At 44.2% G+C, this 2362-nt stretch carries 1 protein-coding gene; it reads left to right on the top strand.

Features of this window, described 5'->3' with window-relative positions:
* Nucleotides 1–2318: polymerase basic protein 2 domain-containing protein (locus C4K88_RS18260; protein WP_146065742.1), on the top strand; the 2318-nt coding region annotated here is incomplete at its 5' end.
* Nucleotides 2319–2362: the final 44 nt, after the last annotated feature.

Raw genomic sequence — 2362 nt, 5'->3', positions numbered from 1 at the left:
TACGCGTGATCAGCAAAAGCAGGTCAAATATATTCAATATGGAAAGAATAAAAGAACTAAGAGATTTGATGTCACAGTCTCGCACCCGCGAGATACTGACAAAAACAACTGTGGACCATATGGCCATAATCAAGAAATACACATCGGGAAGACAGGAGAAGAATCCTGCCCTTAGGATGAAGTGGATGATGGCGATGAAATATCCAATTACAGCAGACAAAAGGATAATGGAGATGATCCCGGAAAGGAATGAGCAAGGTCAAACCCTTTGGAGCAAGACAAATGATGCTGGATCAGACAGAGTGATGGTGTCACCTCTGGCTGTGACATGGTGGAACAGAAATGGACCAACAACAAGCACAGTCCACTATCCAAAGGTCTATAAAACCTATTTTGAAAAGGTCGAAAGACTGAAACATGGGACCTTCGGCCCCGTTCACTTCCGAAATCAGGTTAAAATACGCCGCAGGGTCGACATAAACCCAGGCCATGCAGATCTTAGTGCTAAGGAAGCACAAGATGTCATTATGGAGGTCGTATTCCCAAACGAAGTTGGAGCAAGAATATTAACATCAGAATCACAGTTGACGATAACCAAGGAGAAGAAGGAGGAGCTTCAGGACTGCAAAATTGCCCCTTTAATGGTGGCCTACATGTTGGAGAGGGAACTGGTTCGCAAGACAAGATTTCTACCAGTAGCTGGAGGGACAAGCAGCGTGTATATCGAAGTATTACATTTGACCCAAGGGACCTGCTGGGAGCAAATGTACACACCGGGAGGGGAAGTGAGAAATGATGATGTTGATCAGAGTTTAATTATTGCTGCTAGAAATATTGTTAGAAGAGCAACAGTGTCAGCAGACCCGTTGGCTTCGCTTTTGGAGATGTGCCATAGCACACAGATTGGCGGGGTTAGAATGGTTGACATCCTTAGACAAAACCCAACAGAAGAACAGGCTGTGGATATATGTAAGGCAGCAATGGGCCTAAGGATCAGTTCATCCTTCAGCTTTGGAGGTTTCACTTTCAAAAGGACAAGTGGGTCTTCTGTCAAAAAGGAAGAAGAAGTGCTCACAGGCAACCTCCAAACATTGAAAATAAGAGTACATGAAGGATATGAGGAATTCACAATGGTTGGGCGAAGAGCAACAGCCATTCTAAGGAAAGCAACCAGAAGACTGATTCAACTGATAGTGAGTGGGAAAGACGAGCAATCAATTGCTGAGGCAATAATAGTGGCAATGGTATTCTCACAAGAGGATTGTATGATAAAGGCAGTGAGAGGTGATTTGAACTTTGTCAACAGAGCAAACCAGCGGCTAAATCCCATGCATCAACTCCTAAGGCATTTCCAAAAGGATGCCAAGGTCCTGTTTCAAAACTGGGGAATTGAACCCATTGACAATGTAATGGGGATGATCGGAATATTGCCTGACATGACCCCCAGCACAGAGATGTCATTGAGAGGAGTGAGAGTTAGTAGAATGGGAGTAGATGAATACTCCAGTACTGAGAGAGTGGTAGTGAGTATTGATCGTTTCTTGAGGGTCCGAGACCAGAGGGGAAACGTACTCTTGTCTCCCGAAGAGGTTAGTGAAACACAGGGAACAGAAAAGCTGACTATAACATATTCGTCGTCCATGATGTGGGAGATCAATGGTCCAGAATCAGTGCTAGTTAACACATATCAATGGATCATTAGAAATTGGGAAACTATAAAGATTCAATGGTCCCAAGATCCTACAATGCTATACAATAAGATGGAATTTGAACCCTTTCAATCGCTAATACCTAAAGCTGTCAGAGGCCAATATAGTGGATTCGTAAGGGTTCTATTCCAACAGATGCGTGACGTACTGGGGACATTTGACACTGTCCAAATAATAAAGCTATTACCATTTGCAGCAGCCCCGCCGAAGCAGAGTAGGATGCAGTTCTCTTCTCTAACTGTGAATGTGAGAGGTTCAGGAATGAGAATAGTTGTGAGAGGCAATTCTCCTGTGTTCAACTACAACAAGGCAACCAAGAGGCTTACGGTGCTTGGGAAGGATGCAGGTGCATTGATGGAAGACCCAGATGAGGGAACAGCAGGAGTGGAATCTGCAGTATTGAGGGGGTTTCTGATTCTGGGCAAAGAAGACAGGAGATATGGGCCAGCATTGAGCATCAACGAATTGAGCAATCTTGCGAAAGGAGAGAAGGCTAATGTTTTGATAGGGCAAGGAGACGTGGTGTTGGTAATGAAACGGAAACGGGACTCTAGCATACTTACTGACAGTCAGACAGCGACCAAAAGAATTCGGATGGCCATCAATTAATGTCGAATTGTTTAAAAACGACCTTGTTTCTACTGATCACGCGT

This window comes from Arthrobacter pityocampae (assembly GCF_002927275.1).
Lineage (GTDB): Bacteria > Actinomycetota > Actinomycetes > Actinomycetales > Micrococcaceae > Arthrobacter_D > Arthrobacter_D pityocampae.
Note: the sequence above shows the minus strand (reverse complement) of the source record. Positions and strands in the feature narration are given on the sequence as shown.